General features: G+C 72.6%; 18 protein-coding genes. 9 read left to right on the forward strand and 9 right to left on the reverse strand.

What is annotated here, in order from left to right:
* Positions 1-168: 168 nt before the first annotated feature.
* Both ACIQOE_RS22760 and asnB read left to right on the forward strand, forming a co-directional pair.
* Positions 169-948 (forward strand): alpha/beta hydrolase, encoded by a 780-nt coding sequence (locus ACIQOE_RS22760; RefSeq protein ID WP_362176966.1) that lies wholly within the window; start codon positions 169-171, stop codon positions 946-948.
* Between the two features lie 334 nt (positions 949-1282).
* Entirely contained in the window at positions 1283-3121 is a 1839-nt protein-coding gene (gene asnB, locus ACIQOE_RS22765; RefSeq protein WP_351324176.1) for an asparagine synthase (glutamine-hydrolyzing), read from the forward strand.
* A 7-nt stretch (positions 3122-3128) separates the two neighbouring features.
* Here asnB and ACIQOE_RS22770 read toward each other — a convergent pair whose 3' ends face one another.
* Positions 3129-4739: an alpha/beta hydrolase gene (locus ACIQOE_RS22770; RefSeq protein WP_401413289.1), complete on the reverse strand. Its 1611-nt coding sequence runs from the start codon at positions 4737-4739 to the stop codon at positions 3129-3131.
* Between the two features lie 277 nt (positions 4740-5016).
* Between ACIQOE_RS22770 and ACIQOE_RS22775 the strand changes: the two genes are divergently transcribed.
* Both ACIQOE_RS22775 and ACIQOE_RS22780 read left to right on the forward strand, forming a co-directional pair.
* Positions 5017-5766, forward strand: a complete 750-nt coding sequence (locus ACIQOE_RS22775; protein ID WP_399010763.1) for a chaplin — start codon at positions 5017-5019, stop codon at positions 5764-5766.
* 251 nt (positions 5767-6017) lie between these two features.
* Positions 6018-6872, forward strand: coding sequence for a GNAT family N-acetyltransferase (locus ACIQOE_RS22780; protein ID WP_401413292.1), 855 nt, complete (start codon positions 6018-6020; stop codon positions 6870-6872).
* Positions 6873-7057: 185 nt separating this feature from the next.
* Here ACIQOE_RS22780 and ACIQOE_RS22785 read toward each other — a convergent pair whose 3' ends face one another.
* Positions 7058-7321, reverse strand: a complete 264-nt coding sequence (locus ACIQOE_RS22785) for a GlsB/YeaQ/YmgE family stress response membrane protein (protein ID WP_351324188.1) — start codon at positions 7319-7321, stop codon at positions 7058-7060.
* A gap of 214 nt (positions 7322-7535) precedes the next feature.
* On the opposite strand from ACIQOE_RS22785, the gene ACIQOE_RS22790 reads away from it, so the two are divergent.
* Complete coding sequence (locus ACIQOE_RS22790; protein WP_401413294.1) at positions 7536-8963, forward strand: hydrolase; 1428 nt, start codon at positions 7536-7538, stop codon at positions 8961-8963.
* Here ACIQOE_RS22790 and ACIQOE_RS22795 read toward each other — a convergent pair.
* A complete protein-coding gene (locus ACIQOE_RS22795) occupies positions 8950-11700 on the reverse strand; it encodes a glycosyl hydrolase 2 galactose-binding domain-containing protein (RefSeq protein WP_401413296.1) in 2751 nt (916 codons plus the stop codon). The two genes, ACIQOE_RS22790 and ACIQOE_RS22795, sit on opposite strands and share 14 nt — an antisense overlap.
* A 138-nt stretch (positions 11701-11838) precedes the next feature.
* On the reverse strand, positions 11839-13026 hold the full coding sequence (locus ACIQOE_RS22800) for an ROK family protein (protein ID WP_365575985.1): 1188 nt from the start codon (positions 13024-13026) through the stop codon (positions 11839-11841).
* 140 nt (positions 13027-13166) lie between these two features.
* Here ACIQOE_RS22800 and ACIQOE_RS22805 point away from each other — a divergent pair, with 140 nt between their 5' ends.
* The 3 genes from ACIQOE_RS22805 to ACIQOE_RS22815 are packed head-to-tail and all read left to right on the forward strand — an operon-like array spanning position 13167 to position 16084.
* Positions 13167-14636, forward strand: a complete 1470-nt coding sequence (locus ACIQOE_RS22805; protein ID WP_363019973.1) for an APC family permease — start codon at positions 13167-13169, stop codon at positions 14634-14636.
* A 60-nt stretch (positions 14637-14696) separates the two neighbouring features.
* Positions 14697-15242, forward strand: coding sequence for a GNAT family N-acetyltransferase (locus ACIQOE_RS22810; protein ID WP_401413299.1), 546 nt, complete (start codon positions 14697-14699; stop codon positions 15240-15242).
* 50 nt (positions 15243-15292) lie between these two features.
* Positions 15293-16084, forward strand: a complete 792-nt coding sequence (locus tag ACIQOE_RS22815) for a metalloregulator ArsR/SmtB family transcription factor (protein ID WP_365560066.1) — start codon at positions 15293-15295, stop codon at positions 16082-16084.
* Between the two features lie 74 nt (positions 16085-16158).
* On the opposite strand, the gene ACIQOE_RS22820 is transcribed toward ACIQOE_RS22815, so the two are convergent.
* Together ACIQOE_RS22820 and ACIQOE_RS22825 are read right to left on the reverse strand one after the other, a co-directional pair.
* The gene (locus ACIQOE_RS22820; protein WP_351324199.1) at positions 16159-16599 is read right to left on the reverse strand and encodes an SPW repeat protein; all 441 of its coding nucleotides are present in this window, start codon (positions 16597-16599) and stop codon (positions 16159-16161) included.
* Positions 16600-16776: 177 nt separating this feature from the next.
* Positions 16777-17367 carry a sigma-70 family RNA polymerase sigma factor gene (locus ACIQOE_RS22825; protein WP_401413302.1) on the reverse strand — a complete coding sequence of 197 codons (591 nt, stop codon included), beginning with the start codon at positions 17365-17367 and terminating at the stop codon, positions 16777-16779.
* Between the two features lie 97 nt (positions 17368-17464).
* Here ACIQOE_RS22825 and ACIQOE_RS22830 point away from each other — a divergent pair, with 97 nt between their 5' ends.
* Positions 17465-18499: a MerR family transcriptional regulator gene (locus ACIQOE_RS22830; protein ID WP_399010752.1), complete on the forward strand. Its 1035-nt coding sequence runs from the start codon at positions 17465-17467 to the stop codon at positions 18497-18499.
* Between the two features lie 141 nt (positions 18500-18640).
* Here the strand turns inward: ACIQOE_RS22830 and ACIQOE_RS22835 are convergent, their stop codons facing one another.
* From ACIQOE_RS22835 to ACIQOE_RS22845, 3 genes are all read right to left on the reverse strand, one after another.
* Positions 18641-20146, reverse strand: coding sequence for a cryptochrome/photolyase family protein (locus tag ACIQOE_RS22835; RefSeq protein WP_401413304.1), 1506 nt, complete (start codon positions 20144-20146; stop codon positions 18641-18643).
* Positions 20147-20159: 13 nt separating this feature from the next.
* Positions 20160-21533 carry a deoxyribodipyrimidine photo-lyase gene (locus ACIQOE_RS22840; RefSeq protein WP_365560074.1) on the reverse strand — a complete coding sequence of 458 codons (1374 nt, stop codon included), beginning with the start codon at positions 21531-21533 and terminating at the stop codon, positions 20160-20162.
* Positions 21534-21608: 75 nt separating this feature from the next.
* Positions 21609-23138 carry an SDR family oxidoreductase gene (locus tag ACIQOE_RS22845; RefSeq protein WP_365575975.1) on the reverse strand — a complete coding sequence of 510 codons (1530 nt, stop codon included), beginning with the start codon at positions 23136-23138 and terminating at the stop codon, positions 21609-21611.
* Positions 23139-23185 lie beyond the last annotated feature (47 nt).

Consider the following 23185-nt stretch of genomic DNA (forward strand, 5'->3'; position numbering starts at 1 on the left):
ACGGGGAGGCACCCTCGGGGCGGCCCGGTTCCGGGCCGTCGCCGAACGGGCCGTGGCGGCCACCGGGCCGACGTCGTGACCGTGTTGAGGCCGGCCCGTCGATGACGGCCGCCCGGGCGGACGGCTACCGTACCCGTCAGTAACCGGATCGCGCCCCAGGAGGCCCCCATGCCGCAGCTCGAAGTCGACGGAGCGGCACTGACGTACGACGACGAGGGCCCCCGGGACGGCGCCGCCGCGCCCCTGGTGTTCCTGCACGGCTGGACCGCCGACCGGCACCGCTGGGACCACCAGATGGCGCACTTCGGCGAGAGCCGCCGCGTGATCCGGCTCGACCTGCGCGGTCACGGCGAGAGCACCGGGGCCGGGGTGCGGACGATCGCCGAGCTGGCCGAGGACGTCGTGGCGCTCCTCGACCGTCTGGAGGTGGACCGTTTCGTGCCCGTCGGCCACTCCATGGGCGGCATGATCTCCCAGACGCTCGCGCTCGGCCACCCGGAGCGGGTCGAGCGGATGGTGCTGGTCAACTCCATCGGCAGGATGACCTACAGCCGCGGCCGCGGCCTGCTGATGGCGGCCTCCACCCTGGTGCCCTTCAAGCTGTTCGTGGCGGCCAACATCCAGCGCGCCTTCGCCCCCGGTCATCCGCGCGAGGAGATCCGGGAGTACGTGCGCGCGTCCGCCGGCACCCCGCGCGAGGTCGTGATGACGCTGTACGGCGCCATGCGGGCCTTCGACGTCCTGGACCGGGCGGCGGAGATCACCGCGCCCACGCTGATGGTGCACGGCTACCACGACGTCCAGCTGCCGGTCGGGCAGATGCTGCGGATGGCCAAGGCCTACCCGGACGCCGAGGTCCGGATCATCGACGCGGGCCACGAGCTGCCCGTGGAGCGGCCGGCCCAGCTGACGGCGGCCCTCGACCGGTTCCTCGCGACCGCGGCCTGACCGCCCGGCCGGAGCGTACGACGGCGTCCCGTGTCCGGCGCCCCGGAGAAAAACCGGGGCGCCGGTTCCGTTTGGCGAACATTTTGCAGTTGGCCTGTTCCGGGCGGCCGGGGCCCGGTGCGGGGCGGCATCGCGGGCCTCGGACGGGCAAAGCGCGGCCGAAAGGGTGGGGCGAGGGGGCCGTCCGTGTTACGGCCAGGTTGACCGGCCGGGGTCCCGGGCGCACGCTCGTTATATAGGTGCTGAATACAAGTGGTTCGCTTGGGCAATCGGCTCCGCCGTGGAACCGCAGGTGGCGCGGGTCGCCCGGCCGACCGGCAGCAGGAGGTAACGCATGTGTGGCATCACCGGCTGGGTCTCCTTCGACCGTGACCTCACCACCGAGGCCCGCGCATTGGATGCAATGACGGAGACCATGGCCTGCCGCGGCCCCGACGACCGGGGCACCTGGAGCGAGGGCCCCGCCGCCCTCGGTCACCGCCGGCTCGCGATCATCGACCTGCCCGGCGGCCGCCAGCCCATGACGGTCCGCACCCCGGACGGCACCGTCGCCATGGTCTACTCCGGCGAGGCCTACAACTTCACCGAGCTGCGCCGTGAACTCGCCGACCGCGGGCACGAGTTCCTCACCGACTCCGACACTGAGGTGGTGCTGCGCGGCTACCTGGAGTGGGGCGACGCCGTCGCCGAGCGGCTGAACGGCATGTACGCCTTCGCCGTCTGGGACGGCCGCCACGACCAGCTCGTGATGATCCGCGACCGCATGGGCATCAAGCCGTTCTACATGTACCCGACCCCCGACGGCGTCCTGTTCGGCTCCGAGCCGAAGGCCATCCTCGCCAACCCGCTGATCCGCCCCCGGGTCGGACTCGACGGTCTGCGCGAGCTGTTCACCATGGTCAAGACCCCCGGGCACGCCGTGTGGGAGGGCATGCGCGAGGTGGAACCCGGCACCGTCGTCACCGTCGACCGCCGCGGCATCCGCACCCGGACCTACTGGCGGCTGGAGACCCGCCCGCACACCGACGACCGCGACACCACCGTCGCCACCGTCCGTGAACTCCTCGACGACATCGTGCGCCGCCAGCTGGTCGCCGACGTGCCCCGCTGCACCCTGCTCTCCGGCGGCCTCGACTCCTCCGCCATGACCGCCCTGGCCGCCCGGCAACTCGCCGCGCAGGGCGAGAAGGTCCGCAGCTTCGCCGTCGACTTCGTGGGCCAGACCGACAACTTCGTCGCCGACGAACTGCGCGGCACCCCCGACACGCCCTTCGTGCACGACGTGGCCCGGCTCGCCCGCACCGACCACCAGGACATCGTCCTCGACGTGAACAGCCTCGCCGACCCCGCCGTCCGCGAACGGGTCATCCGGGCCCGCGACATGCCCGCCGGGTTCGGCGACATGGACGCCTCGCTCCTGCTGCTCTTCCGGGCGGTCCGCGACCAGTCCACCGTCGCGCTGTCCGGGGAGTCCGCCGACGAGGTGTTCGGCGGCTACCTCCAGTTCTTCGACGAGGACGCCCGCAAGGCGGACACCTTCCCCTGGCTGTTCTCGATGGGCCGGCACTTCGGCGACGACACCGAGGTCCTGCGCACCGACCTCACCAAGTCCCTCGACCTGGAGTCGTACATCGCCGACGGCTACCGCTCCGCCGTCACCGGCGTCCAGCGCCTCGACGGCGAGAGCGACTTCGAGTTCCGGATGCGGCGGATGAGCTACCTGCACCTGACCCGCTTCGTCCGCATGCTGCTCGACCGCAAGGACCGGATGAGCATGGCCGTCGGCCTGGAGGTCCGGGTGCCGTTCTGCGACCACCGGCTGGTGGAGTACGTCTACAACGCGCCCTGGGCCCTGAAGTCCTTCGACGGCCGCGAGAAGACCCTGCTCCGTGAGGCCACCCGGGACGTCCTGCCGCAGTCCGTGTACGACCGGGTCAAGAGCCCCTACCCCTCCACCCAGGACCCCGAGTACGGCCGGGCGCTCCAGGACCAGGTCAAGGACCTGCTGGCCCGCCCCGACCACCGCGTCTTCGAACTCGTCGACCGCGAGAAGGCGGACCGCGCCGCCCACCGGACCGGACTCGGCAGCCAGAGCGCCCGGCGCGGCCTGGAACGCACCCTCGACCTGGCCCACTGGCTCGACCTCTACGCCCCCGAACTCGCGCTGTCCTGAGAGGGGATCAGCCCTGTGGTCCGGCGGCGGCGCCCGGCCCGTCGCCGTCCGCAGGGCAGGAACTGCCGTCGGCGGGCAGCGTGCCGTACAGCAGGAAGTCGTCGACCTTGCCGTGCACGCACCGCGAGGACGTGTACCCGGTGTGGCCGTCACCCCTGTTGTCGAGCACCACGGCCGACGGCCCGAGCCGCTTCGCCGTCTCGACCGCCCAGCGGTAGGGCGTCGCCGGGTCGCCGCGGGTGCCCACCAGCAGCATCGGCGGTGTCGCCACGTCCTTCACCTGCTCGCGGATGAAGTCCGTGCCGCGCGGCCGGCCGTAGCACAGCAGCACCTGGGTGAGGCGGACCCGGCCGAAGACCGGGGAGGTCCGCTGGTACTCCTCGCCGAGCCGCTCGACGTCCTGGGTGAGCCGCCGGGCGCTCGGCCGGTCGGGGTCGTCGGCGCAGCTGATCGTCATCAGGGCCGCCGACAGGTTGTCCACCGGGATGTCGGCGCCGCTCACCGTCCCGCCGCCGGGCCGGGGCCCGGCGGGCAGCGAGTAGCCGCCCGACGCGACGTTCTGTACGCCCCGGGTGTCGCCGTCCTCGATCAGGGAGGCCAGCGCCCGCTCCAGCAGCGACCACAGGTCCCGGCCGTACAGGCCCTGGCCGATGGCGCCCACCAGGTCCTGGCCGGAGAAGGAGCCGCCGAAGTCGGACGGCACCGGGTCGCGGTCCAGCGAGCGCACCAGGTCCACCACCGCCTCGCCGGCCTTCCGCCGGTCCTGGCCGAACGGACAGCCCCGGTCGGTGACGCACCAGTCCAGGAAGTCGTCCAGGGCCGCCTGCTGCCCCTGGGCGCCCGCCACGCCCTGTTCGGCCAGCGACTCGGTCAGGGTGTCCACACCGTCCAGAGCCATCCGGCCCACCTTGTCCGGGAACTGCGCCGCGTACACCGCGCCGAGCCTGGTGCCGTACGAGAAGCCCAGGTAGTTCAGCTTCTCGTCGCCGAGCGACTGGCGGATGACGTCCAGGTCCCGGGAGGCGTTCACGGTGCCTATGTGGGAGAGGACCGGCCCGGAGTGCGCGGTGCAGCGGGCCGTCAGCTGTTCGAGGACCTTCATCAGGGCCTGCGGATGGGCGACGTCGGGAATCGTGCCGGTGTCCGTGTCGCCCGAGGGGTCGGCGGGATCGTCGCCGCAGGTGACGGGGGAGGAGCGGCCGACCCCGCGCGGATCGAAGCCGACCACGTCGTAGCCGTTGGTCAGGCCCATGAAGTCCTTGCCGGACAGCCCGAGCCCGCTGACGCCCGAGCCGCCGGGTCCGCCGAAGTTCAGCAGCACCGAGCCCCGCGACGGCCCGGTGGCCCGGTAGCGGGACAGCGCCAGGTCGATGGTGCCCTCGGCCGGTTTCGCGTAGTCGAGCGGCACGGTCACCTTGGCGCACTGCATGTCCTTGGGCAGCGCCACGTCCTGGCACGCCGTCCAGCGGGCCTTCTGCCGGTAGAACCGGGTCAGGTCCGGGGGCTCGGCGCCCGCCGCCGCGGCCGCGGGCAGCCCCGCGCCGATCAGGGCCAGTGCGACGGCTCCGGCGCCGGCGCAGCGACGCACGGCGGGCCGGGTCTGGGGCATGGCCGGCATCGGGCCTCCGGTGACACTCCGTGACGGGCCGGGAACGGGACTTTCGATCACCATAAGCGGGTCCCGGTGGGGGCGCCTCCGGGCGGGCGTACCCGGCCGGAGCGCCGTGTCCCGCGACGGCCACCGGCTTCGGACCCCTTACACGGGTTTGCCCCGAGTTCGATATCCCTGTCACTCGATGGGGTGAAATGTGGATAAGCCATAACTCGCCCGACGCATTGCCGGTTTATCCGGTGCGGGCGAGCGCCCGTGACAATGTCTGGAAGGCAGGGAACCTATGAAACGGGTTACCCGAAACGGTGTGATCGCCGTCGCCGCCGCCTCCGGTGCGATGGCCATGGCGGTCCCGTCCTGGGCCGACTCGGGCGCGGACGGCACTGCGGCCGGTTCGCCCGGAGTGATCTCCGGCAACGGCATTCAGCTCCCGGTGCACGTCCCGGTGAGCGTGTGCGGGAACACCGTGAACGTGGTGGGGCTGCTGAACCCTTCGGCCGGCAACACCTGTGCGAACGTGGGCGGCTCCACCGGTGACGGCAAGTCCGGCTCCTCGGCCGCGTCCGGCACCGCCGCAACCGGCGGCACGTCGGGCGGCAAGTCGGGCGGCACGTCCGGCGGCAGCTCGGCCACCACGGGCGGTGGCGCGTCGGCGCGGGGCGCCGAGGAGGACTCTCCCGGGCTGCTGTCCGGCAACGGCATCCAGTTGCCGGTCGACCTCCCGGTGAACGTGAGCGGCAACAGCGTGAACGTGGTCGGGGCACTCAATCCGGCCATCGGCAACACCTCCGTGAACACCTCCGGCGAGCACCCGAGCACGCCGGAGACCCCGGCCCCGGAGCCGCCGAGCACCCCGCCGGTCAAGGCGCACCCCGCCCCCAAGCCGGTCGAGGCCGTCGAGCCGCCGGCCGCGACGGCGTCGCTCGCCCACACCGGGGCGGGTCTCACGGGTGCCGCCGCCGCGGGCAGTGCGGCACTGCTGCTCGCCGGCACCGTCCTGCACCGGCGCTTCCGCCCGGACCGCACGCGCTGACCCGCGGCGCGCCGCCGAGGCGGTGCGCCGGGATCCGTGCCCGCGGGCCCCACCGGACCCCGACCGGTGGGGCCCGCGCCGTGCGCGCGTCCCGGCGCACCGCCCCGGCAGGCAGGCCGTCCCCACGCCCCGCCGGGCGCGGGGACGGCTTGATCCCGGCGTGGTGCCGGGCCCGGTGATCGGGAAGGATGCTGCGGGCGCCGCACCGACCGCAGCGCCCGCCCGCCCCCGCAGTCGAACGGAGCCCGCCGATGCCCTCCCCGGCCCCCCAGGACCTCGTCGTCACCCAGGCCACGCCCGAGGACTGGCCGGTGGTCCGCGACTGGGCCGTGGACGAGGGCTGGAACCCCGGTCTTTCGGACCTCCCCGCCTTCTTCGCCCAGGACCCCGACGGGTTCTTCATCGGCCGCGTCGAGGGCGTACCGGTCTCGGCCATCTCCGTCGTCACCTACGACGCCGACTACGCCTTCCTCGGCTGGTACCTGGTCCGCCCCGACCTGCGCGGCCACGGTCACGGCCTCACCACCTGGAAGACCGCGCTCGCGCACGCCGGCACCCGCACGGTCGGCCTCGACGGGGTGGTCGCCCAGCAGGACAACTACCGCAGGTCCGGCTTCGAACCGGCCTACCGCACCGCCCGGTACGTGGGCGCCGCCCCGGCCGCCGGGATCCCCGCGGGCGTCCGCCCCGCGCGCGCCGCCGACCTGCCGGCGCTCACCGCCTACGACGGCCTCTGCTGCCCGGCCGACCGCCCGCGGTTCCTGGCGGCCTGGCTCACCGCCGCCGGCCACCGGGCCTTCGTCCGCCACGACGGCGACCGCGTCACCGGGTACGGCGTGATCCGCCCCGGCCACGACTGCCTGCGCGTCGGCCCCCTGTTCGCCGACACCGCCGAGGACGCCCGAGCCCTGTTCACCGCCCTCATGGCACACGCGGCCGGCGCCCAGGTCGCCGTCGACGTGCCGGAGACCAGCACGGCCGGCGTCGCCCTCGCCGAAGAGGCCGGATTCACCCCCTCGTTCGAGACCGCCCGGATGTACACCGGGCCGGTCCGCGACTACGCCCTGGAGCGCGTCTTCGGGGTGACGACGCTCGAACTCGGCTGACCGGGCGGGCCCGCGGCCGGGCTGTCCGGCCCCAGTTTCGCCGCCAACCTGGCCGCGGGACGGCCGCAGGGCGACCGCGGGGACTGCCTCCCCGCGGTCGCCCTGGAGCGTTCTGCGTGCGTATGCGCGTAGGTATCTACGTGTGTGCGCCGCGGCCCGTCGGCCGGCGGCGCGGCCCCCACGGTTCAGCGGCGGCCGCGGCTGCGGTCGAGCGCCGCGATGCCCAGCGCCGCCAGCGCGATCTGGATGAACCACTCGATCCAGTCGGGGCCCTTGGTGTCCGCCACGCCGAAGCCGGCCGCGATCGCCGAGCCCACCAGCGCCGCCACGATGCCGACGACGATGGTCAGCACGATGCCGATGTGCTGGCGGCCGGGGACGACCAGGCGTCCCAGCACACCGATGATGATTCCGATGATGATGGCACTGATGATGCCCGAGATCTCCATGTCCGCCCCTCTTCGTCGGGTCCTGCTGACTCCAATCTGCCCGCTCAATTCGCGCGCAGTCCCCTCCGGTTGTTACAGCGGTTTTCTGTTCACCGATCAGACATGCCATGTACCTTTCAATCAGTCGACGCGTGTAGAAATCTCAACCACGTTCTACGCGCGAAGAATTGGCGCCCCACCGCTTTTACCCCACCCCCTCATGGAGGTTCGCCGGATGTTCGGATCCAGCAGATCCCGCCACAGAATCACCACCGCCCTGGCCGGGTTCGCCCTGTTCACCGCGGGTGCCGCCCTCCAGGTCGGCACCGCGGCCGCGCCCGCGCACGCGGCCACCCCCTATCGCGTCCTGTTCGACGACGGCCACGCCGAGGAGGCCGGCAACGCGGACTGGATCATCTCCACCAGCAAGCCCGACCCGCTCTCCCAGGACTCCACCCCGTCCTCGGAGACGGACTGGACCGGCGCCCTGTCGTCCTGGGGCGTCGCTCTCCAGAAGACCGGCAGCTACAGCCTGAAGACGGCCACCAGCGCGCTGACGTACGGCGGTTCGTCGACGACCGACCTGTCCAAGTTCGACGCGCTCGTGCTGCCGGAGCCCAACACGCTGTTCACGAGTGCCGAGAAGACGGCCATCATGACCTTCGTGAAGAACGGCGGCGGCCTGTTCATGGTCTCCGACCACACCGGCGCGGACCGCAACAACGACGGCTACGACGCCGTCGAGATCTTCAACGACCTGATGACGAACAACAGCGTCGACTCGACCGACCCGTTCGGCTTCTCGATCGACACCCTCGACATCAGCTCCGGGTACCCGGCCGCGATCAGCGACAGCACCAACCCGGTCCTGCACGGCTCCTTCGGCAACGTCACCAAGAGCCTGATCGCCGACGGCACCACCGCGACCCTGAAGCCGTCCGACAACTCCGCCGTCAAGGGCCTGGTCTACCGCAGCGGCTACTCGGGCAACACCGGCGCCTTCTTCGCCACCAGCACCTTCGGCAGCGGCCGGGTCGCCTTCTGGGGCGACAGCTCCCCGATCGACGACGGCACCGGCCAGTCCGGCAACACGCTCTACGACGGCTGGAACGACAGCGGCGCCACCAACGCGGCCCTCGCCCTGAACGCCACCGCCTGGCTCGCCGGCGGCGGCAGCAGCGGGGGCGGAGGCGGTGGCGGCGGCGGTACCTGCACCGCCGCCCAGCTGCTCGGCAACCCGGGCTTCGAGTCCGGCAACACGACCTGGACCGGCAGCAGCGGCGTCATCACCAACTCCAGCAGCGAGGCCGCCCGCACCGGCTCGTACAAGGCCTGGCTCGACGGCTACGGATCCGCCCACACCGACACCCTGTCCCAGTCGGTGACCATCCCGTCCGGCTGCTCCGCGACCCTCAGCTTCTACCTGCACGTGGACACCGCGGAGACCACCACCAGCACCGCCTACGACAAGCTGACGGTGACCGCGGGATCCACCACCCTGGCCACGTACTCGAACCTCAACGCGGCCTCCGGATACGTCCTCAAGGGCTTCGACGTCTCCTCCCTCGCGGGCACCACGGCGACCGTCAAGTTCACCGGCGTGGAGGGATCGACCCTCCAGACGTCCTTCGTCCTCGACGACACCGCGCTCAACGTGAGCTGAGCGGGACGGACGGTTCCGGCGCTCCTGCCGGAACCGTCCGCTCCACCGCGTTCCAGCCGGAGACCCGCACCCGGGGCTGAGAGCCGTGCAGGTCGGCGGTCCGGTAGGTCGCGGTCAGGGTCGCCGACTCGCCGGGCCACAGGCTCACCTCGTTGTCCGACCAGCGGACCGGCAGCACGGGCTTCCCGTCGGCGTCGACCAGGTGGACGTCCGTCAGCAGGGCCGGAGTCTTCCCGGTGCCCGTGTTGCGGACCGTGACCGTGGTGGCGGACGTGCCGCCGGCCTCCGTCGTGGACGCCGCCGCCGTGACCGGGACCCGGGCCATCGAGGACAGTCCCGTCAGGTCCGCGGAACCGGTCGTCGGCGTGTGCCACCAGTCGGTCTTCGCCCAGTCGAGGGTGTCGGGCCTGGTGGAGAGCCAGTAGACGTTGCGGCTCACCTCCCGGCCGCTCGCGTCGGTCAGGACCAGCCGTGCCAGATAGGTGGACGGCAGCCCGCCCACCGAGGCCGGCACGGTCAGGGCGGTGGTGTGCGCGCCGCCGCCCCTGACCGAGAGGCCGGTGGCCGTCCTGTCGTACCGCTGCGTGCCGTCCGGGTCGAAGAGCGTCACCCGCGCGGTGAGGCCGGACGCCTCGGTGTGCCGGTTGTTGACGACGGCCACCGTGCGGTCGTCGTAGGAGTACTGGACGTGCAGCGGCTCGTTGGCCTTCTTCGCGCCGAAGTAGGCGCCACCCTGGTCGAGGTAACGGTCCATCAGCTGCCAGTGCAGGGACGTCCAGCCGCTGTTGAACATCCAGTAGACGACGCCGGTCGACGGCTTGTCTGCGTCGGTCTGGTTGCGGCCGTACGCCTCGTACTGGGCGCGGACGTTCTCGTACTGCGCGAGCTGCGCCTTGCGGACGTAGTCGGTCAGGCTCGTCGGGGCTCCGTACCGGCCGCTGAGGGCGGTGTCGTAGACCTTGAGCGTGCCGAAGACCGGTGAGGGGGAGCGGTGGTACTGCTTGAGGTCCGGGTTCTTCCAGAGGGTGTCCAGCTCCGCCGGGGTCATCATGCGGCGCAGGGTGTCCAGGGTGGGGATGTCCGGGCCCGCGCTGGTCTCGGAGTTGAAGCCGGTGGCGCCGCCCTCCCGCTTGGCGTACCAGTAGTTCGGCGGGACCCAGTCGTAGGGCCCGGTCATCTTCATGCCCGAACTGCCCAGCTGGGGAGTGGAGTTGTCGGAGGCGGCAGAGACCACGGGGACGGACCAGTCGGCCGCGCGCAGCGCGTCCAGGTAGATCTTCTCGATCTTCGCGTCGGAAGCGAAGTCGCTGCCGATCAGGAAGGAGACGACACTCGGGTGGTCCCGCAGCCGGGCGGCCTCGGCGGCCATCGAGGCCTGGGCGACCGGGTAGTCGGCGGCGGTCCACTTCTCGCCCCGCTCACCGTCGCCGTTGACCTGGCCCTCCCACTTGTCGCAGCACTCCCAGCCGGGCAGGGTGAGGATGCCGTACCGGTCGGCGAGGTCGAAGAACTCGTCGGGCTCGATGTGGCCTTCCAGGCGGATCGCGTTCAGGCCCAGGTCGAGCGCGTACTTCAGGCGGTCCTCGACATAGGCCGGGTCCCAGCGCAGGAACTCGTCCGGTGACCAGCCGCCGCCCTTGATCAGCAGCCTGCGGCCGTTGACCGAGTACTGGCGGGCGCCGTCGGAGTTCAGCGGAGCCCGGACGTCACGGATGCCGAAGCTCTCGTGCGCGGTGTCCGACGCCTTGCCGGCGACGGAGGCGGTGAGGTCGAGGTCGTACAGCGGCTGCCCGCCCATGCCGGCCGGCCACCACACCTTCGGTGCGGCGATGCGCAGGCCGGGGACGTCGGCGGGCGTGAACGTGACGGTCCTGCTCTGGTGGGCGGCGAGCTCGACCGACCTGGTCACGGCCACTCCGGCGACCGTGCCGGACACCTCGGCGGTGACCGGCCGGTCGGAGTCGTTGCGGGCCTCGGCCTTCACCGTCAGGTCGGCGGCCGCGAGGGAGGGCACCGCCAGCTTCGTCACCACGTGCGCGTCGCGCAGCGCGACCGGGCCGCCGCGCCGGACCAGGACGTCCCGGACGATGCCCATGTTCTGGTCCGGCGGCGGCTGCAGCCAGTCGATCCAGCCCATGGTGAGGTTCTTGTCCGGGTCGTTGGGCCGGATCCGGAAGGCGACCGTGTTGGTCCCGGCCCCGACCAGCGAGGTGACGTCCAACTCGTGATGCGTGTAGGCGCCGGTGACGTCGGCGGTGGTCGCGACCCGGTGGCCGTTGACGTACACGTCCGCCGCCGAGATCACGCCGCTGAAGTCCAGGTAGGTGCGGTGCGAGGTGTCCGTCACGGTGAAGTCGCTGCGGTACCACCAGGGCACCTGGAAGGGCGACTTGGGGATCTTCTGCAGGTTGGTGGAGACGAACGGGTCGTCGTACGCGCCGTCGGCGAGGAGCGCGGCCAGCACCGTCGAGCGGGGGCCCGCCGGATACCAGCCCCGGGCCGGATAGCCGGGGGAGGAGACCTCCTCCGCGGAGTCGCCCACGTCGGCCGTCGAGCGGATCGCGTAGCCGGACAGCGGGGTCTGCGATCCGGCGGCGGACGGCACACGGGTGATCCGGGCGGGCCCGTGGGCCGGGTCGTGGCCCGCGGCCCAGGCGCTCGTGTTGAGTGAACCGAGCAGGCCCAGGGCCACGGCGGCCGTGGCGAGGCGGTGTGCGGGGGCACGGCGAGGGAACACGGTGGTCTCCAGGCTCGTAAAGTTAGGAAACTTTACTAACTCGGCTCAAGCTAGGGTCCCGGAAGGGCGGTGTCAATCACCGTGGCCGCCGCGCGAGTTGGCGGCGGCGGATTCAGGACGCGGCTTCGGCGTGCGCCGTCAGGGCGCGGCCGACCTGCGCTCGAAGACCAGGTCACGGGCGGTGCCGAGGGCCGTGGCCACCGCCCCGAGCAGCACCGCGTCCTCGCCGAGCCGGCCGGGCGCGAGCTTCGGGCGCAGCGGGGTGAGGGTGCGCAGGTGCTCCCGTACCGGACGCAGCAGGAGGTCGACGCTGTGACCGACCCCGCCGCCCAGGACCACCAGGTCGGGGTCGAGCACGGCGGCGGCCGCGGCCACCGTGTGCGCGATGCGCTCGCCCTCCAGGCGTACCGCCTCGACGGCCGCCCGATCGCCTTGGCGGGCCGCGTCGAACACGGACTTCGCGGTGAGCTGCCCGGTCATCCCGAACCGGCGCGCCGCCTCGACCACGGCCTCCCCCGACACCGCGTCCTCCAGCCGCTCCGGTTTGCGCTGCTGCCCTGGCCAGGGCAGGAAGCCGATCTCCCCGGCGAGTCCGTGCGCCCCCGTGAACAGCCGTCCCTCGCTGACCACGCCCATGCCCAGACCGGTGCCGATCATGATGTACGCGAACAGCCGGCTGCCCGCCCCGACGCCGTAGGTGTACTCGCCGAGCGCCGCGAGGTTGGCGTCGTTGTGCACCTCCAGCGGGACGCCCAGCTCCTCGTGCATCCGGTCGAACAGCCCGGCCCGCCCCCAGCCCGGCAGGTGCATCGCGTACCGGACCCGCCGCTGCCGCTCGTCGTACACGCCGGGCGTGCCGACCACGCCGTGCACCACCTCGGCCGGATCCACCCCGGAGTCGGCGACGGCCCGGCGTGCGGTGGTGACCAGCAGGTCCGCCATGGCGCCCGAGCCGCGGGCCCGGTTGCGCACGTCGGAGCGGGCCACCAGGGTGCCGTCCAGGTCGGCGACGGCCACCCGCAGCCAGCCGCGGCCCACGTCGACGCCGAGCGCGTACCCGGCGGCCGGGTCGGGTGCGTAGAGCACGGCGGTGCGGCCGCGCTCCGGGGCGTGGGTGCCCGCCTCGCGGACCAGGCCCGCCGATGCGAGCGCCGCCAGCGCGCTGGACACCGTCGGCTTCGACAGGCCGGTCTCGCGGGCGAGTTGGGCACGGGAGGCGGACCCGAGCCGGCGCAGCCGGTCCAGCAGCAGCCGCTCGTTGGTGCTGCGCAGTCGCTGCCGGCTCCAGGGCTGTTCCTGCTGCTCTACGACGTCGCTGGCGGCCATCGCACCATTCTCACCGATTCCTGACACATACTTGACGCATCTAGTAAGGCTCCTTAACTTTATCGGCCATCGCGCCGATTCGGCCGCCGACCGTCGTCCGCGTCCCGCTCTCCCCGTCAGCGCCTCGCTCAGGAGCCCTCATGTCCGGTAGTCCCGGTAGTCCCCTCGGTCCCGGTAGCCCGCCGTCCGACGGCGGTTTCGTCCGGCGGGTCGGCCTGTTCCAGGCCACCGCCATCAACATGAGCCAGATGTGCGGCATCGGCCCGTTCGTGACCATTCCGCTGATGGTCTCCGCGTTCGGCGGCCCGCAGGCGGTGATCGGCTTCGTCGCGGGCGCGCTGCTCGCGCTCTGCGACGGCCTCGTCTGGGCCGAACTCGGTGCCGCGATGCCCGGCTCCGGCGGCAGTTACGTCTACCTGCGCCAGGCCTTCCAGTACCGCACCGGACGCCTGATGCCGTTTCTGTTCGTCTGGACGGCGATGCTCTTCATCCCGCTGATCATGTCCACGGGCGTGGTCGGCTTCGTGCAGTACCTGGGCTATCTCGCCCCCGGCCTCGGCCAGACCTCCGGCGACCTCGTCGGACTCGGCATCATCGCCCTGGTCGTGCTGCTGCTCTGGCGGGGCATCGAGCACATCGCCAAGATCACCGCCGTGATGTGGACCGTGATGATCGTCTCGGTGCTGCTGGTGATCGTCGCCGCGGCCTCCGACTTCAGCCCGCACCTGGCCTTCACCTACCCGGCGCACGCCTTCGACCTGACCAGCGACCACTTCTGGCTGGGCTTCGCCGCGGGCCTGACCATCGGCATCTACGACTACCTCGGCTACAACACCACCGCCTACATGGGCGCCGAGATCAAGGACCCGGGCCGTGTTCTGCCGCGCTCCATCCTCTTCTCGATCGTCGGCATCATGGCGATCTACCTGCTGCTGCAGATCGGCACGCTCGGCGTCATCGACTGGCACCGCATGACGAACCCCGGTGACATCGCGTCGACCTCGGTGGCCTCCGCGGTCCTGGAGAAGACCTGGGGCAAGGGTGCCGCCGACACGGTCACCGTGCTGATCCTGATCACGGCCTTCGCCTCGGTCTTCACCGGCCTGCTCGGCGGCTCCCGGGTGCCCTACGACGCGGCCCGCGACCGGGTCTTCTTCCGGCCCTACGAGAAGCTCCACCCCAGGCACCGCTTCCCGATGCTGGGCCTGGCCACCATGGGCGTGATCACCGCGATCGGCTTCCTGATCGGCCGCCACACCGACCTGGCCACGCTGATCCAGCTCCTCACGACGGTGATGGTGATCGTGCAGGCGCTCGCGCAGATCCTCGCGCTCACCGTCCTGCGACGCCGCCAGCCGACGCTGAAGCGGCCGTACCGCATGTGGCTCTACCCGGTGCCGAGCATCGTCGCCTTCGCGGGCTGGTGCGTGATCTACGGCTACGCCGACAAGAACTCCCCGGGCCGCCACCCCATCGAATGGTCCCTGGCCTGGCTCGCCCTCGGCTGCGTGGCGTTCCTGGTCTGGGCCCGCCTGGAGAAGGTGTGGCCGTTCGGGCGCAAGGAGATCAGCGAGGAGTATCTCGCCCCCGAGGACCCGGTCGCGGTGTAGGCTCCGCACCACCTGTCAGCCTCATCCGGCGGTCGACTCCCGCCGGGTGAGGCTTTTTTCATGTCTCCTTCCCTCTCCGATCCCCGGACCGGCGCCCCGAGCGCCGACGTCGTCGTCCGCCCCGCCTCCGCCGAGGACCGCCCGGTCGTCGAACGGCTGTGGCTGATGTTCCGTCATGATCTCTCCGAGTTCCACGCGCTTCTGCCCCGCCCCGACGGGACGTTCCGCGCCGAACGCGTCGAGGACGCCTTCACCTCGGCCGGCTGGGCGCCGTACCTGTTCGAGTCGCACGGACAGCCGGCCGGCTTCGCGTTCGTGCGGGGCCTGGACGCGCCCGTGCGGGTGCTCAACAGCTTCTTCGTGGTCCGCGGCGCGCGCCGCGCGGGCCTCGGTCTGCGGACCGCGCGCGCGGTCCTGGCCCGGCATCCTGGCCGGTGGGAGGTCGCCTTCCAGTACGAGAACCCCGGTGCCGTCTGCTTCTGGCGGCGGGTCGCGGCCGAGGTCGCGGGCGAGGCCTGGACGGAGGAGGCCCGCCCGGTGCCGGGCCGGCCGGACCTGCCCGCCGACGTGTGGATCTCGTTCGTCGCCAGGGGAGCGGACGCGTGACGGACACCGCCGGCCTTGACATGCAGGCAGATGCCTGCATAACGTTGAGTGTGCGATCAGAGGGCGACAACGGGACGGACCAGGTCTTCAGGGCGCTGGCCGACGAGACGCGCAGGCGGCTGCTGGACCGGCTGCACGAGCAGAACGGCCAGACGCTGGGCGAGCTGTGCGAACGCATCGCGATGACCCGGCAGTCGGTGACCCAGCACCTGGCCGTCCTGGAGGGCGCGCGTCTGATCAGCACGGTGCGGCGGGGGCGGGAGAAGCTGCACTACCTCAACCCCGTGCCGCTCCACGAGATCCAGGAGCGGTGGATCGACAAGTTCGAGCGCCCGCGGCTGCGCGCGCTCGGCGAGCTGAAGCGACGAGCCGAGGAAGCCATGAGCGACAAGCCCAGCTATGTCTACGTCACCTACATCGCCAGTACTCCGGAGAAGGTCTGGGACGCCCTCACCGACGCCGACCTGACCGCAGCGTACTGGGGGCACTCCAACGTCTCCGACTGGCGGCCCGGCTCCCGCTGGGAACACGTGCGCACCGACGGCTCCGGCATCGCCGACGCGGTCGGCACCGTCGTGGAGAGCGAGCGCCCGACCCGGCTGGTGACCACCTGGGCCGCGCCGGAGCGGGAGGGCGAGCCGCACCGGCACTCGCGGGTCACCTTCGACATCCAACCGCACGCCGACATTGTCCGGCTCACCGTCACCCACGAGGACCTGGACGGCGAGGACGAGCTCCGGGCCGTCTCGGCCGGCTGGCCGGCCGTGCTGTCCAACCTGAAGTCCCTCGTCGAGACCGGCGCGCCGCTCCCGCAGGAGCCCTGGCTGGTGCCCGGCCGGTGAACAGCGCGGCGGGGCCGGTCCGCCGTCACCGGACCGGTCCCGCGTCCTCCCTTCTGAGGGGGAGCTCTGTGCGACTACGGCACGGGCGTCCGCTTGGCCGCCGAGGCGGCGCACACCAGCCCGAGGCAGAGCGCCAGTGCGCCGATGATCACGTTGTTGATGATGACGCCGGTGTCCGGGCTGCGGCCGACCACCCAAGGCGCGATGATCATCCAGATGCCGAGGGCGCACATGGCCCAGCTCAGGCCGTACATGCGCTCAGGGGCCCGGGTGAACCCGAGTGCCAGGAGGCCTATCGCTATGCCCATGATCAGGTTGTGGGTCATCAGCGCCGGCTGGCTCGCCGTGTAGTGGAGGATCCACGGGGACGCCGCGCAGTACAGACCGAGCAGGAACACCGGTCCGTCCACGAGGGCCACATCACGACCGCCGAGCATGCGGTCGTAACGCTCCCGCATCTCGCCTACATCGGGGTGGCTCGATATGTCGCTTCTGCCGTGCGAGACGTTGGCCATGAGTCGTCTCCTTTGACTGTGCAGCCTGACCGCGTCTGATGCGGGCGATATACGCCGCTATTGGACATTGTGCTCTTATTTCGCCTTTATGTGTAGAGCGGAGTCCAGGGCGCATCGAGCCGCGGGTGCAGCGTTTTCGCATCGAAAACAGGTGTGGCCTGCGAACGGGTGTGCCGTTCAGCCGCCCATGTCCGGCTGGAGACTGCCGCGCAGGCGGCACAGGCCGCGCCGGGCGTGGCTCTTGACCGTGCCCAGCGGCCAGCCGGTGCGCTCCGCGATCTGGAGGTGGGTCAGGTCCTCGTAGAAGGCCAGCCGCAGCACGCGCTGTTGGGCGGCGGGCAGCTTGGCCAGCTCGTGCAGGACGATGACCCGGTCCAGGGCCGCCTCGGGCTGCCGGGCCGCGGGATCGGCGAGGGCCAGCGACGAACCGGCCGACGCGATCACGGCGAGCCGCCGGGTGCGCGCGGTGAGCGCGTCGGCGATCTTCCGCCGGGTGATGCCCGTGATCCAGCCGCCGAACGAGCCGCGCTCCGGACGGAAACCCCCACGCCCGCGCCACACCCCGAGGAACACCTGCTGGGTCACGTCCTCCGCCTCCCTGGCGTCGCCGAGGGATCGCCAGGCCAGCGTGTGCACCAGCGACGACCAGCGGCGATAGGCCGCCGCCAGGCAGTCCTCGTCCCCCGCGACGAGGCCGCGCGCGAGCTCCTCGTCGGTGCGCGACTCCGCCGTCGGCGCCGGTACCACGGCACTGTCCTGCGGGCTCATGTCGACGGCTCCTCACGTTGCAGGGAACCCGTTCATCGTCCGAGCAGCGGAACCGCTCCATCAACTCGCATCGTTTCTGCGTCGTATAGTGGATGTCATGAGTCAGGCATCCGCCACGGCGCGCGCCTCGCACGGCGGGGCGCCGGACGAGCCGGGACGGTCCGCGCAGGCGGCGGACGTGCCCCTGACGACCGGTGCACTGGCCCGCCGGCTCGGCGTGTCGCCCACCACCCTCCGCTCCTGGGACCGCCGTTACGGCATCGGGCCCGCGGTCCGCGCCGACGGACGGCACCGCCGCTGGACCCCGCAGGACGTCGCGGTGCTGGAGGAGATGTGCCGGCTGACCACGACGGGAGTGCCGCCGGCCGAGGCCGCACGCGCCGCCCGGCAGACCGCCGGGGCACCGGCCGGGACGGTGGCGGAGGTGCCACCGGAGCGCGCCGGCCCGTCGCACGCGGCCGGCGCGCTGCCCCTGTCCGGCGTGCGCCAGGAGTGCCGCGGCCTGGCCCGCGCGGCCGTACGGCTGGACGCGCCGGCCGTCGAGGAACTGCTCACCGCCGCCGTGGACCAGTACGGCGTCACGGTCGCCTGGCAGGAGGTGATGGTGCCGACCCTGCACGCCGTGGGGCGCAAGTGGTTCTCGTCCGGCGACCGCTACGTCGAGGTCGAGCACCTCCTGTCCTGGCACGTCTCCAGCGCCCTGCGCCGCCGTACCCCGCCGCCCGACCGGCAGGGCGCCGGACCCGTCATCCTGGCCTGCGTCCCCGGTGAGCAGCACACCCTGCCGATCGAGGCGCTCAACGCGGCGCTGGCCGAACTCGGTCTGCCCACCCGCATGTTCGGCGCCGCCGTCCCGGCGGAGGCGCTGACGGCCGCGGTACGGCGGCTCGGGCCGGCGGCCGTGGTGCTGTGGGCGCAGGCCCGCTCCACGGCGAGCCTGCCGCTGGCCCGGCACGTCGCCGACACCCAGTGGGGCGTGAAGGGCGCGCGCCGCCGTCCCCTCGTCGTGCTGGGCGGAACCGGCTGGTCCGGGCCGCCCGTGCGCGGCATGTTCCGGCCGTCGAGCCTGCAGAACGCCGTCGACATCCTGGCCGCCGTGTACCACGAACCGGTGGCCGGCGAACCGTCCTGACGGCCCCTCGGCAGGTCCGGACGGCCGCCCCCGCGTCCGGGACGCCCCGGCGGGCGCTTCCGCGCAGCCCGCCGGGCCACCGTTTCCGTCCAAGCCGCCGTGGTCCGCGGACCACACCTGCGTGCGGCCGCGCGCCACGCCCTAAGGCGGCCCGTCGCCTCGGCGGCTCTCCGTGCGCAGGACCTCGTCCAGGTCGCTCAGGCGGTCAAGGCCCTGGACCGCCCGCGCCATGCGGGGATTGCCGGACAGCCGGGCGCGGTGGCGGTGCAGGAAGGCCCAGTAGCCGGCGGTGAACGGGCAGGCCCGGTCGCCGACCCGGTCGGTGGGGCGGTAGGCGCACGGCCCGCACAGGTCGCTCATGCGGTGCACGTAGGCGCCGCCGGAGGTGTACGGCTTGGTCGTCATGCGCCCGCCGTCCGCGTACTGGGACATGCCGACCACGTTCGGCAGCATCACCCAGTCGTAGCCGTCGACGAAGCAGCGGTGGAACCAGTCCGTCACCGCGGCCGGGTCCCAGCCGCGCTGCAGGGCGTGGCTGCCGAGCAGCATCAGCCGTGGGATGTGGTGGGTCCAGCCGGTGTCCCGCACCTGCGCCAGCGTCGTGGCCAGGCAGTGCGCGGTGACCGCGTCGGCGTCCAGTTCCAGGAACCACTCCGGCAGCGGCGCGTGGTGCCCGAGCGCGTTGCGCCCGCGGTAGTCCTCGCCGAAGTACCAGTACAGCTGCCACACGTACTCGCGCCAGCCGGCGATCTGCCGGACGAACCCCTCGACGCTGTTCACCGGTGCCGCACCGGCGCGCCAGGCCGACTCGGCCGCCGCCACGCACTCCAGCGGGTCCAGGAGCCCGAGGTTGAGGGACGAGGACAGCAGGCTGTGGCTCATGACCGGGTCGGCGGCGAGCACGGCGTCCTCGTACGGGCCGAAACCGGTCAGGCGCCGTTCCACGAACCGGTGCAGCGCCGCGAGCGCCTCCCGGCGGGTGGCCGGGAACCGGCGCGGCCCGTCGCGTCCCACGAACCGGATGCCCTCCTCGCGCTCCCAGCGGTCGAGGTCGTCGCGGACCTCCTCGTCCACCTCGCTCTCGCGCGGCCGGTACGGGGCCGGCACACCGAGCGTCCGCGCGCCCTTCGGCGGCGGCTCGCGGTTGTCGTGGTCGTGGTTCCACCGGCCGCCGGCCGGGGCGTCCCCGTCCATGAGGATGCCGTGACCGCGCCGCACCCAGCGGTAGAAGTCCTCCTGGAGCAGCCGCTGTCCGCCGTGGCCGTCCGCCCAGGCGCCGAAGTCCCCGTGCGGGACGAGGAATCCGCGCGCGGGCAGGACCGTGACGCCGGGCAGCGCCGACACCAGCCGCAGCGCGGCCCGCGAGGTGGGGTGATGGACCGTCAGGGGGCCGTCCCCGACGGCTTTCCGCAGGCCCTCACGGTAGGTCTCGGCCTGCACGTACCGCACCCGGTCGCCGAGTTCGGCCGCGCGGTGGCGCATCGCGGACAGCACCAGATGGGCCTTGGCCCGGTGGAAGCGCCGGCGCCGAAAGACCGACCTGGCCTCGATCATCACCACCGGCGCGCCGTGCTCGGGCCCGCCCTCGCCCGCGGCCAGGAAGTGCGGGCCGAGCTGGTCGCCGAAGAGCCAGTGCGGGGTGGCCATGGGCGGGGCTCCTTCAGTCGCGGCCGCGTGCCTGCTTGAAGCGGGCGAGGCCTTCGGAGAGTTCGACGATCGGGTCCGGGTAGTCGTCGAGGGCGGCCCGGTCCAGCCCGCGCAGCTTCCAGGGTTCGTGGATCGCCGGGCCTTGGAGCGAGGTGAGTTCGGGCACCCAGCGGCGGACGTACTCGCCGTCGGGGTCGTAACGCTTGGCCTGGGTCACGGGGTTGAGGACGCGGTTGGGGCGGGTGTCGGTGCCGGTGCCCGCCATCCACTGCCAGTTGAGCTGGTTGTTGGCGACATCGCCGTCGACCAGGAGGTCCAGGAAGTGGCGGGCGCCCACCCGCCAGTCGACGTACAGCGTCTTGGCGAGGAAACTCGCGGCCAGCAGCCGGCCCCGGTTGTGCATCCAGCCCTCGTGGCGCAGCTGGCGCATCGCCGCGTCGACCACCGGGTATCCGGTGCGGCCCGTCTTCCAGGCCTCGATGTCCGCCCGCGCGGCGTACTCGGAGCGCCAGCGGTCGCGTTTGGTGCGGTAGTCGGCGGTCGCGGCCCCGGGCCGGGCGGCGAGCACCTGGCGGTGGAAGTCCCGCCAGGCGAGCTGCCGGACGAAGGCCTCCGCGCCGGGTCCCTCCACCGTGCGCGCCCGCTGCACCAGTTCGACGGGGGAGAGCGTGCCGAAGTGCAGATGGGGCGAGAAACGGGAGGTGGCGTCGCCCGCCAGGTCGTCGTGGCGGTCCTCGTACGCACCGATCCCGCCGCGCAGCCACGCGCACATGCGGCTGCGGGCCTCCGTCTCCCCGCCGGCCGCCAGGCCCTCGGATACCCCGGACAGGCCGGTGCGCGAGGGCAGTTCCTCGGAACCGACGCCCTCCGGGACCCGTACGGTGCGCGGCGCGGCCAGCACGTCACGCAGCGGCACGCCCGACCACTGGCGGAAGTACGGGGTGAAGACGGCGAAGTGGTCCGAGGAGGCCGGGGTCACCTCGCCGGGCGTCACGGCGGTGGTCACGGTGTCGTGCACGTGCAGCCGCCGTCCCTCCGCCTCGAGCGCCCGGCGCAGCCGCCGCTCCCGCAGGTGGGCGTAGGCACTGACGTCGCCCGCCATGTGGACCTCGTCGGCGTCCGTCTCGGCGGCCACCTTGCACACCTCCTCGACCACGTCGCCGCTGCGCACCACCAGCCGCCCGCCTCGCTTGCGCAGCCCGCCGTCGAGGTCGTGCAGGCAGTCGGCGAGGAACGCCAGCCGGTTGGGCACGGCGAACCCGGCGTCCATGACGGCCCGGTCGCGGACGAACAGCGGCACCACCTCGCGGGACTCGTTCGCGGCGCGCAGCGGCGGATGGTCGTGCAGCCGCAGATCCGCGGTGAACAGGACGACCGAGACGTTCATGGGGCTTCTCCGGGATCGAAGGGCGGGCGGCCGGCGAATCACTTCCGCGCCGGAGGGCGCCGCGGATGCGGCCGGTCACCCACCGGCCGTGAATTCCCGCGCGGGGACGGCCGGGTCGCGGGTCGCGGCCAGCGCGATGTTGCGGGCCATGCCGCCGAACACGATCGCGTGGAAGGGGGAGACGCTCCACCAGTAGGCGTGGCCGAGCAGCCCGTGCGGATGGAACAGGGCCCGCTGGCGGTAGCGGGTACGGCCGCCGGGGTCGGTGTCGGCGTACATCTCCAGCCAGGCCAGCCCCGGCAGCCGCATCTCGGCGCGCAGCCGCAGCAGCCGGCCTGGCTCGATCTCCTCCACCCGCCAGAAGTCCAGCGAGTCACCGGCCCGCAGCCGCGCCGCGTCCCGCCGTCCCCGGCGCAGCCCGACCCCGCCCACCAGCCGGTCGAGGCGGCCCCGTACCGCCCAGGCCAGCGGGCAGGAGTACCAGCCGTTGTCGCCGCCGATCCCCTCGATCACCCGCCACAGGGCCTCCCGGGAGGCGTTCACGGGCAGTTCCCGGCGGTCCGTGTACAGGCTGCCGCCGGCCCAGTCCGGGTCGGTGGGCAGCGGGTCGCTGGGCGCGCCGGGCACCGCCGCCGATGACCAGCGGGTGGTGACCTGCGCGTCCTGGATGCGTTGCAGGGCCAGCCGTACCGCCTCGTCGAAGCCGAACGGGTGGCCGGGCGGGTCCGGCACGTACCGCGCGATGTCGTGCTCGTGGCAGACGACCTCGTGGCGCAGCGACTCGGTGAGCGGCCGGGCGATCGACGCGGGGACCGGGGTGACAAGGCCGACCCAGTGGCTGGACAGGCCGGGGGTCAGCACCGGCACCGGGAAGATCACCCGGCGCGGGAGCCCGGCCACCGCCGCGTACCGCATCATCATGTCGCGGTACGTCAGCACGTCCGGCCCGCCGATGTCGAAGGCGCGGCTGACGCCGGCCGGCATCCGGGCGCTGCCGACGAGGTACCGCAGCACGTCGCGGACCGCGACGGGCTGGATGCGGGTCCGCACCCAGCTCGGCGTGACCATGACCGGCAGGCGCTCGGTGAGGTAGCGCAGCATCTCGAAGGAGACGGAACCGGAACCGATGACGACCGCGGCCCGCAGCACGGTCGTGGGCACTGCGGAGTCCAGCAGGATGCGGCCGACCTCGGCGCGCGAGCGCAGATGCGGGGACAGCTCGGACTCGGGGACGCCGGACGGGGTGAGCCCGCCGAGGTAGACGATCCGCCGGACGCCCGCGGCCCGGGCCGCGTCGCCGAAGATCCGTGCCGCCCGACGGTCGGTCTCCTCGAAGTCGTGTCCGCTGCCCAGCGCGTGCACGAGGTAGTACGCCACGTCGATGTCCCGCATGGCCTCGGCGACGTCGGCCGCGTCCGTGACATCGCCCCGCACGACGTCCGCCTGACCGGCCCAGGGGTGGTCGCGCAGCTTCTCGGGGGAGCGCGCCAGGCAGCGCACCCGGTGGCCCTCGGTGAGCAGCTCCGGGACCAGCCTGCCGCCGATGTATCCCGTCGCCCCGGTGACCAGGCAGCGCAGGCCGGGGACGTGGTCGTCTGCGTTCATCAGCTCTGCGTTCCTCCGGGTCGGCCCCCCTGGAGATCAGTTCCACG

Origin of the sequence: Streptomyces sp. NPDC091282, from assembly GCF_044757385.1 — a bacterium.
In the GTDB taxonomy this organism is placed as follows: Bacteria; Actinomycetota; Actinomycetes; order Streptomycetales; family Streptomycetaceae; genus Streptomyces; species Streptomyces gramineus.

Coding starts and splice junctions, on each gene's coding strand:
- ACIQOE_RS22760 (WP_362176966.1), top strand. CDS start 169: ATGCCGCAGCTCGAAGTCGACGGAGCGGCACTGACGTACGACGACGAG.
- ACIQOE_RS22845 (WP_365575975.1), bottom strand. CDS start 23,138: ATGAACGCAGACGACCACGTCCCCGGCCTGCGCTGCCTGGTCACCGGG.
- ACIQOE_RS22840 (WP_365560074.1), bottom strand. CDS start 21,533: ATGAACGTCTCGGTCGTCCTGTTCACCGCGGATCTGCGGCTGCACGAC.
- ACIQOE_RS22800 (WP_365575985.1), bottom strand. CDS start 13,026: ATGGCCGCCAGCGACGTCGTAGAGCAGCAGGAACAGCCCTGGAGCCGG.
- ACIQOE_RS22790 (WP_401413294.1), top strand. CDS start 7,536: ATGTTCGGATCCAGCAGATCCCGCCACAGAATCACCACCGCCCTGGCC.
- ACIQOE_RS22770 (WP_401413289.1), bottom strand. CDS start 4,739: ATGCCGGCCATGCCCCAGACCCGGCCCGCCGTGCGTCGCTGCGCCGGC.
- ACIQOE_RS22835 (WP_401413304.1), bottom strand. CDS start 20,146: ATGGCCACCCCGCACTGGCTCTTCGGCGACCAGCTCGGCCCGCACTTC.
- ACIQOE_RS22805 (WP_363019973.1), top strand. CDS start 13,167: ATGTCCGGTAGTCCCGGTAGTCCCCTCGGTCCCGGTAGCCCGCCGTCC.
- ACIQOE_RS22825 (WP_401413302.1), bottom strand. CDS start 17,367: ATGAGCCCGCAGGACAGTGCCGTGGTACCGGCGCCGACGGCGGAGTCG.
- asnB (WP_351324176.1), top strand. CDS start 1,283: ATGTGTGGCATCACCGGCTGGGTCTCCTTCGACCGTGACCTCACCACC.
- ACIQOE_RS22785 (WP_351324188.1), bottom strand. CDS start 7,321: ATGGAGATCTCGGGCATCATCAGTGCCATCATCATCGGAATCATCATC.
- ACIQOE_RS22810 (WP_401413299.1), top strand. CDS start 14,697: ATGTCTCCTTCCCTCTCCGATCCCCGGACCGGCGCCCCGAGCGCCGAC.
- ACIQOE_RS22775 (WP_399010763.1), top strand. CDS start 5,017: ATGAAACGGGTTACCCGAAACGGTGTGATCGCCGTCGCCGCCGCCTCC.
- ACIQOE_RS22820 (WP_351324199.1), bottom strand. CDS start 16,599: ATGGCCAACGTCTCGCACGGCAGAAGCGACATATCGAGCCACCCCGAT.
- ACIQOE_RS22780 (WP_401413292.1), top strand. CDS start 6,018: ATGCCCTCCCCGGCCCCCCAGGACCTCGTCGTCACCCAGGCCACGCCC.
- ACIQOE_RS22830 (WP_399010752.1), top strand. CDS start 17,465: ATGAGTCAGGCATCCGCCACGGCGCGCGCCTCGCACGGCGGGGCGCCG.